5 protein-coding genes are annotated in these 8,037 nt (G+C 62.7%); 2 read left to right on the top strand and 3 right to left on the bottom strand.

Translation table 11 applies throughout. The features are described from left to right. Position 1: 1 nt before the first annotated feature. From LY631_RS13120 to LY631_RS13130, 3 genes are all read right to left on the bottom strand, one after another. On the bottom strand, positions 2 to 1,255 hold the full coding sequence (locus tag LY631_RS13120) for a sarcosine oxidase subunit beta family protein (protein WP_274425875.1): 1,254 nt from the start codon (positions 1,253 to 1,255) through the stop codon (positions 2 to 4). A 226-nt stretch (positions 1,256 to 1,481) separates the two neighbouring features. After that, positions 1,482 to 4,640 (bottom strand): efflux RND transporter permease subunit, encoded by a 3,159-nt coding sequence (locus LY631_RS13125; protein WP_274425876.1) that lies wholly within the window; start codon positions 4,638 to 4,640, stop codon positions 1,482 to 1,484. Beyond that, a complete protein-coding gene (locus LY631_RS13130) occupies positions 4,637 to 6,199 on the bottom strand; it encodes an efflux RND transporter periplasmic adaptor subunit (RefSeq protein WP_274425877.1) in 1,563 nt (520 codons plus the stop codon). Before LY631_RS13130 ends, LY631_RS13125 begins: the two co-directional genes overlap by 4 nt. Positions 6,200 to 6,411: 212 nt before the next feature. Here LY631_RS13130 and rpsU point away from each other — a divergent pair, with 212 nt between their 5' ends. Continuing rightward, complete coding sequence (gene rpsU / locus LY631_RS13135) at positions 6,412 to 6,639, top strand: 30S ribosomal protein S21 (protein ID WP_274425878.1); 228 nt, start codon at positions 6,412 to 6,414, stop codon at positions 6,637 to 6,639. Between the two features lie 125 nt (positions 6,640 to 6,764). Beyond that, positions 6,765 to 7,619: a tetratricopeptide repeat protein gene (locus LY631_RS13140; protein WP_274425879.1), complete on the top strand. Its 855-nt coding sequence runs from the start codon at positions 6,765 to 6,767 to the stop codon at positions 7,617 to 7,619. Positions 7,620 to 8,037 lie beyond the last annotated feature (418 nt).

Here is an 8,037-nt window from a genome sequence, read left to right on the forward strand (position 1 = left end):
CTCAGTGCGCCACGGCCGCCGCAGCGGCCTCGTCGATAAGCCGCCCAGTGCGGAACCGCTCGAGCGTATAGGGGGCATTGATCGGGTGTGGCTCGTCGCGTGCAATGGTATGCGCAAAGACATGGGCCGAGCCCGGCGTGGCCTTGAAGCCGCCGGTGCCCCAGCCGCAATTGACGTAAAGCCCCTTGACCGGCGTCTTGGCCAAGATGGGCGAGCGGTCCGGCGTCACGTCGACCACACCGCCCCAGGAGCGCATCATCTTCATGCGCGTGAACATGGGATAAAGTTCGCAAATCGCGTCCAGCGTGTGCTGGAGGATCGCCAGGCTGCCCGTCTGCGAATAGGAGGTGTACTGATCGGTACCCGCGCCGATCACCAGTTCGCCCTTGTCGGATTGGGAGATATAGGCGTGCACCGTGTTCGACATGACGACGCACGGGAAGACAGGCTTTACCGGTTCTGAAACCAATGCCTGAAGCGGGAAGGATTCCAGCGGCACCTGAACATCGGCCATCTGCATGAGCACCGAGGAGTGCCCGGCCGCCGAAACGCCGACTTTGCTGGCGTTGATCGGCCCGCGCGTCGTCTCGACGCCGGTGACAGCGCCATCGCGCCCACGCCGGATGCCTGTGACCTCGCAGTTCTGAATGATGTCGACGCCGCGGTCCGATGCCCCCCTTGCATAACCCCAGGCAACCGCATCGTGGCGGGCGGTTCCGCCGCGCCGCTGGAGGGCCGCTCCCATGACGGGATATCGTGCGTCTTTCGAGATGTTCAGCGGCGGACAATATTCCTTTGCCTGCTCGGGGGTCAGCCACTCGTTTTCCACGCCGTTCAGGCGGTTGGCATGAATGTGCCGCTTGAACACCTGAACGTCGTGCACATTGTGCGCCAGCATCATCACTCCGCGCGCGGAGTACATGACGTTGTAGTTGAGGTCCTGGCTCAGACCACCCCACAGCCTCAGAGCATGATTGTAGAGGCCCGCACTCTCGTCATACAGATAATTCGAGCGGATGATCGTCGTGTTACGACCAGTGTTGCCGCCGCCCAGCCAGCCCTTTTCCAGCACCGCGACATTGGTGATGCCGTGCTCCTTGGCGAGATAATACGCCGCGCCGAGGCCGTGCCCGCCACCGCCGATGATGATGACGTCGTAGGATTTTTTCGGCTCAGGCGAGCCCCACTGCTCCGGCCAACCTGTGTTGCCGCGAAGGGCCTCGCGCGCGATGGCAAAAACGGAATATTTGCGCATGGGCTCCCTCGGCCTTCGCCTGCCGTTCCGACATGAATCAGCCTACCAGTAACGGAACTGGGCCAAGCGTCTTGCACTGATTGCGACGGCGCTTGCCGTTTTGCGCCAAGCAGACTCGTCCCGGCTTTGGTGGCAGCGGTTTGTTAGGCCTGGAGGTTCAGCGTTTAGCTGGAGCGAAGCGGAGGCTAAAGAATTAGAGATCGCAAGAGAGGGGCAAACCACGCGTTCACTCAGCCGCTTCGCCCGTCGGCTGCCCGCTCCAGCGGCGGCGGAGATTCGAAACCCACTGGTGCACGCGGTCGCCGAGTACCAGCATGCAGGGCGTGAGGCCGAGGGTCAGAAAAGTGGCGAATGCCAGACCTCCCGCAACCGTAGTGGAAAGCTCGGTCCAGTATTGGGTTGATGGCGCGCCGTGCTGAATTTGCCGGTTTATCAGATCGATATTGAGGCCCAGCACCATCGGCATTAGGGCCAGTATGTCGGTGATCGTTGTGAGCAGAACGGGGCGGAGGCGCTGTGCGCCGGTGCGGATGACCGCTTCCCCAACCGCATATCCCTTCTCCCGCATCTCGTTGAAGGTGTCGATCAGCACGATGTTGTTGTTGACCACGATTCCGCCGAGCGCGATCACCCCGACACCACCCATCACGACACCGAACGGTCGTCCGGAGATCAGGAGGCCGATCATCACCCCGGCGACGGAAAAGATGATGGCGCTCATCACCACGAGCGCCTGGTAGATGCTGTTCAGCTGGGTAACGATTACCAGAAACATGAGCGCGATAGCGGCGAAAAAGGCTCCGACCAGGAACGTCTGCGCCTCGCTAATTTCCTCCTGCTGGCCTGCGAACTCGGCCTCGACGCCAGCTGGCAATTCCGCTTGCTGAATGGCACGCTGCAGTTGCGCTGTTTTGTCGGCGGGCAATTCCCCTTCGGCTACGTTTGCATCAACGGTCACCACACGACTTGAGTCGACTCGATTGATGATGCCCGTGCGCGGTGCCGGTTCGATCGTGACGAAATTGGTGATCGGTGTCTGTCCGCGTTCGGTTGGGACGGTAAGGCGCCAAAGACCGTCGAGCGTGCGCTCCTGCGCGGGGAAGCGCACCCGAATGTCGACGGCATCCTCCACATCCGCCGGTCGGTACTCTGCCAGTTGCAGGCCTTGCGTGAGAAGTTGCACGGCCTGCCCCAGCATGGCCACGTCCGCGCCGAAGCGGGCTGCACTCTCACGGTCGACCTGAATGCGCCACTCAACCCCGGAAACAGGCGTGTCGTCTTCGATATCGGTGAACCCTCCCAACTCCTGCATCAAATCCCGCACCTGCTCAGCCGTCGTTTCCAGCGTCTCCGGGTCGGTTCCGAACAACTGCAGCTCAATCGGCTTTGCCTGCCCCGGCCCTTGTTGCTGCTGTGTGACAAGAATTTCGATGCCGGGAATATCCGCCGTCCTCGCCCTTACTTCATCGATGATCTCGGCCGCGCGGCGGCGCTCATCCCATTCCAGAAGGTCAAGTTGCAAAATGCCTATCGTGTCGGAGGAAACGTTTTCCGCTCCGGAAGCATCATCGATCGTCCGCGCATAGATGTGCTCTATGCCCTCCGTACCGATGATCACATCCTCCACCTGGCGCACCAGCGTGTCCTTCTCGTGAACCGAGAGATTGTCCTGCGCCTTCACCGTCGCCTGCACGAAGCGCGGCTCCACCTCGGGGAAGAACTCGACGCCGCGGCCGAAGAATACGTAAGCCGTGACCGCGATCACGAGGAAGACTAACGTCGCCACCAGCGTTGTCGCTGGCCATCGCAACAACCTCCGCAGGACCGCGATATAAGCGCGCGTCGTTCGATTGAGATCATTGAGGTCGCCCTCCTCGGCCGCGGCCAGGGCCTTCTCCTCCTCTTCCGCGCGCGGATTGCGCCGTCCGATTAGCCCCCCCAATACCGGGATAAAGATCAGGCCCATGGCGAGCGATGCCATCAGCACCACGATCACTGTGATCGGCAGGAACTTCATGAACTCGCCTACCATACCGCCCCAGAACAGGAGCGGCACGAACACCGCGATCGTTGTCACCGCGGAGGCGAAGATCGGCAAGAACATGCGCTTGGCAGCCGCCCGGTACGCATCATTCGGGGCCATGCCGCCGGCCATGCGGCGATCGGCGAGTTCGGTCGAGACGACGGCGGCATCGACGACCATGCCCAGCACGAGAATGAGGCTGAAGAGAACGAGGATGTTCATCGTAAAGCTCATCCACCAGATGGCGAGGACGCCCGCGAGAAACGAGCCGGGGATGGAAAGCCCCACCAGCAGGCCGTTGCGCCAGCCGAGCGTGGCAACGATTACGATCATGACCAGTACGACTGCCGCGATCACATTGTTTTGCAGGTCGCCCAGAGTCTGCCGCACCTCGGTGGACTGGTCCTGCAGGTAGGTCACCGAGACGCTCTCCGGGATCCGGTCTTCGCCCTGCTCAACGATCGCCTTCACCGCCTCCACGGTCTCGATGATGTTGGCCCCGATGCGTTTCGTGACCTCCAGCGCCACCGCCGGCTGGCCGTCGATACGGGCGAACCCTCCCGGGTCCTCGAACCCGCGGCGCACCACGGCGACATCCCCGACGGTGACCACCGCGTTTTCGGAGACTTTCAATGGGATCTGGCGCACATCGTTGATGTTTTCGATGACGCCGGGAACTTTTAGCGAAATCTTTCCCGCGCCGGTGTCGATCGCGCCGGCAGTGACGAGCTGGTTGTTGCGCTCGATGCCGGAAAGGAGCTGGTCGAAGGGCACGCCGTAGCTTTCCAGCGCGCTCGGATCGATCAGCACCTCGAGAACCTCCTCCCGTGCGCCGCCGATATCGACCTCCAGCACATCCGCAAGCGCCTCGAACCGATCCTGGAATTCCTCGGCCAGGTCGACCAGCGCGCGCTCGGATATCGGTCCCGACAGCATGACGGTAAGAACAGGGAAAAGCGCGACGTTCACCTCGCGCACCACCGGCTCCTCAGCACCCTGCGGCAGTTCCGCGTTGGCCCGGTCGGCCGCTTGGCGCACGTCCCGCTCGGCCTGGTCGGCATCGAACCCTGCCGTGAATTCCAACGTCACCGCAGCGTAGCCCTGTGCCGCGACCGAACTCATCTCATTGAGTCCTTCGATGGACTGTAGCTCGGTTTCAAGCGGCCTCAGGAGCAGGCGCTCCGCGTCCTCCGGCGATATTCCCTGCTGCGCCACCGACACATAGATGATCGGGATGGGAACGTCCGGCGCGGATTCCTTCGGGATCACCGCATATGCGTAGCCGCCGGCAATCAGGATCAACACCAGGATGATCGTCACGACACGGTTGCGGTCAAACGCAATGTCGATGATCGACCTCATGGCTCGACGCCCTCGACCTCGGACGGTGGAGCCACACCGGCACCACTTTGATCCCCGCCCGCCGGAGGTGCATCGACCGCACCTCCCGGCCCGCCATCGGGCTGCTGCGTTCCGGTTTCATCGGATGCCTGGGGCGGGGATTGTTCGTTCCGCGGCGAAGGAATGGCGGGTGAGGTCGGTTCCGGCGAAGCCGTATCGGGCACTGACTGCGTCGTTCCAGCGCCGGCGTTCGGCGCGCCGCCGCCGTCCGCAGGAGCCTGGCTCCCGCCTCCGACCCCATCTGGCTGCTGTCCCGGACTGCCATCAGGCGCGGGTGCGCCTTGCCCCGACGATCCCGGAACGGAACTCGTCATCACTGCGTTCGATCCCACCCCCCGGCAGAGCTCATCGGCAGGAGGCGCGGCCGGCAGATCCGTCGCGCCCTCAAACGCTTCCGTCTCGACCGTCGCGGTCGGCAGCGGCGCATTGCCGAGCGTTCCGCCAGCCGCTTCGCCCTGACCGGACTCAACTTCCCGGACACGGACGCGCTCGCCCTCGCGCACGAACCCCTGCCCCACCGTGATGAACCGCAGCGTTTCCGGCAGGCCGGCAACCCAAATGCCGTCTCCCTCGGTGCGTACGATCTCTACCGGATGAAAGTGCACGACATTGTCTTCCCCCACGGACTTGGCGCCGAGAACGCCCGCGTCGCTGAGCGCAAGGATCGCCGGCGAAATGAAATGAGCGTCGGCTTCGCCCGTCTGGAAGCGCACCTCCGTGCTGACGACGGACGGGATCGTCCGCTCCTCGTTCGGCACGCGGATTTCAACGCGAAATGTGCGTGTCTGCGGATCCGCCGCGGGAGCCACGAAACAGACGCGCCCCTTGGCGAGTGCCTCCGTCGCAAAACTGACAACCGCCTCGCGGCCGATATCCACACGCCCCACATCGCGCTGCGAAATGTTCAGTTCCACACGCAAAGGCGCGTTGTCGACTATGCGGGCGATGGCCGTCCCTGCTGAGAGAGTCTCACCGCTGTTGACGAAAACGTCGCTCACAATCCCCGCAATCGGCGCCTCGATCGTGGTATCGCGAATATCTTCGAGAATGTCCTCGAGATTGGCGCGTGCGTTTTCGAGCTGCGATTCCAGTTCGCGCACGCGGGACTCGGTGGTAAAGCCCTGCTCGGCGAGTTGCCGCGCGGCTTGAAGATCGGCTTCCAGGCTTTCCACCTGCGCGCGGGCGCTTCGCAACTGGCTCTCCAGGGCCGCCAGGCGCACTCGCGCCAGTTCGGCCCCGGCTTCAACGATGTCGCCCTGCTGCACCTCCACTGCATCGAGGGTACCACCGGTCGATACGACAACGTCGGTAGTGCGGTAGGGCTGCGCAACGCCTTGGGCGAAAATATACTGCGGAACCGACTCGGCCGTTGACGTCCGCACCTCGACCAATGTGGGCGCGGGCTCCTCAACCTGGACTATTTCTTCTTCATCGCCGCTGTCGGAGATGAATATCCCGCTGGCCAACCATGCGGCAACGAGGACGAAGAGGCCAGTCGCGATCCAGATGGAAGTTCTCAAGAGGCGCCCCTTCGGCGGCATGACATGTATTCTCGTCTGAGGCCCTAACCCGAAAGGTTGAGCGCAGTTCCGCGATATTGCGCTCGACAAGGCTCGTGGAGTCTGGTATTAGCGGCCAACCTGCGGTGGAAACCTGCCGCGGGGCAGTGGTGTTGAATCCATTAAAGGTGGATCGGACCGCTAGAGATCAACGCTTTGACGGGAAAATCAGGGTGCAGGTACTCGTCCGCGACAACAATGTTGACCAGGCGCTTCGCGCGCTGAAGAAAAAGATGCAGCGGGAAGGCATTTTCCGCGAGATGAAAATGCGCGGGCACTACGAAAAGCCTTCGCAAAAGCGTGCGCGGGAAAAGGCCGAGGCTGTACGCCGCGCGCGCAAGCTGGCGCGCAAACGGGCCCAGCGCGAGGGTCTTGTCGGAGGAAGGGCGGCGGCGCGCTAAGCGCCTCGTTTTCGTCTTTTTCCGCGGTTAGAGCCAAGAAAATCAGGCGGCGCGACGAAAAACGCCGCCGCCTTTTTGTTGACGTCGTATTCCGGCGCAGCGCCATAAGGGAGACGAACAGGCAGATGACCGGCGCGAAAAGTATTAGGACGAAGACAGTTCGATCGGCGCATGCCGCTTTTGCACTTTCAGCACTGCTTTTCGTCACTGCCTGCACGACCACAGAACCGATTGCGGACCTTTCGCGCATCGATGCGGCCCAGGGGTCGGAAGAGAATATCGCCTCACTGACGGCAGTGATTCAGCGAACACCCAACGACCCGGAAGCCTATAACATCCGCGGCAGCGCCTATGGGCGAGCCGGCCAGTACCGCAGGGCATTGGAGGACTTCGACCAGGCGATCGCACTTGATCCGCGCTCCTTCCGCACCTACGCGAACCGGGCACTGATCTACCGTTATCTGGGTGAGCAGCAAAACGCGCTGGCCGACTACAACAAGGCCATCGAGATCAACCCGCGCTATGACGCCGCCTATGTTGGTCGCGGCGAGCTTTACCGCCTCGCCGGGCGCACTAGCGACGCGTTCCGCGATTTCGAGCAGGCCATCCAGCTCGATACGACCGACCCGCGCGCCTATTATCGCCGCGGTCTTCTCTATCAGGCAAACGGCCAGCATCAGTTCGCAATCGAGGATTTCGCCAGCGCCATCTCGCTCGATCCCAATCAGCCACACGGCTACAACGGACGCGGACTTTCCTATCTCGCTCTGGGCGACGAAGAGAACGCGTTTTCGGATTTCAACACCGCGTTGCGGCTTGACGACGAGCTTGCCGAAAGCTGGGCCAACCAGGCGCTGGTTTACGAGCAGCGCGGCGAGACCGATCGCGCGGCGAGGTCCTATTCGCGCGCACTGCAGCTTGATGCTGAATACGGACCAGCTCGCGAAGGACTGGAGCGCACACGGGGCACAAGCGCATAAGGCGCACCGGCTCCCTGCCTTGACGGAAATAGCCACGAAGCGCGTCCATCGCGGCGGCATAGCGAAAGCTTAGAACGCCGGGGGAAGTGCCGGAGGAAGCGGGCCCCAGACGCCGTCCGGGGCTGGACAGGTGGCGTGGTCTTGGCCGCGCGCGGCATCTCTTCCCCGATCTCAAGCATGAGCATTTTTTGCCGAAGCGATGCTTGCAGGCGTTCCTCCTCCCCCTCGTCGAAGGCGGCCGGAGGTGATACTCAGCATCTCCCACTATCCTCGCTGGCGCACCCCATCCGCCTCGCTGTGCTCGGCCCCTCCTCAGTCGAGAGGAGGAGGGGCGCACGTCGTCACCCGCTCGTGCCTATCTTCACCTAATCGCCGGGGCTCCGCACCTCAGGATGCGGTGAAGGCATGCCTATTCGTT

It is taken from the genome of Chelativorans sp. YIM 93263, assembly GCF_028767125.1.
Taxonomy (GTDB): Bacteria; Pseudomonadota; Alphaproteobacteria; order Rhizobiales; family Rhizobiaceae; genus Chelativorans.

What these genes read in the sequence shown, in the direction of transcription:
- LY631_RS13120 (WP_274425875.1), bottom strand. Translation starts at nt 1,255, where the DNA reads ATGCGCAAATATTCCGTTTTTGCCATCGCGCGCGAGGCCCTTCGCGGC.
- LY631_RS13125 (WP_274425876.1), bottom strand. Translation starts at nt 4,640, where the DNA reads ATGAGGTCGATCATCGACATTGCGTTTGACCGCAACCGTGTCGTGACG.
- LY631_RS13140 (WP_274425879.1), top strand. Translation starts at nt 6,765, where the DNA reads ATGACCGGCGCGAAAAGTATTAGGACGAAGACAGTTCGATCGGCGCAT.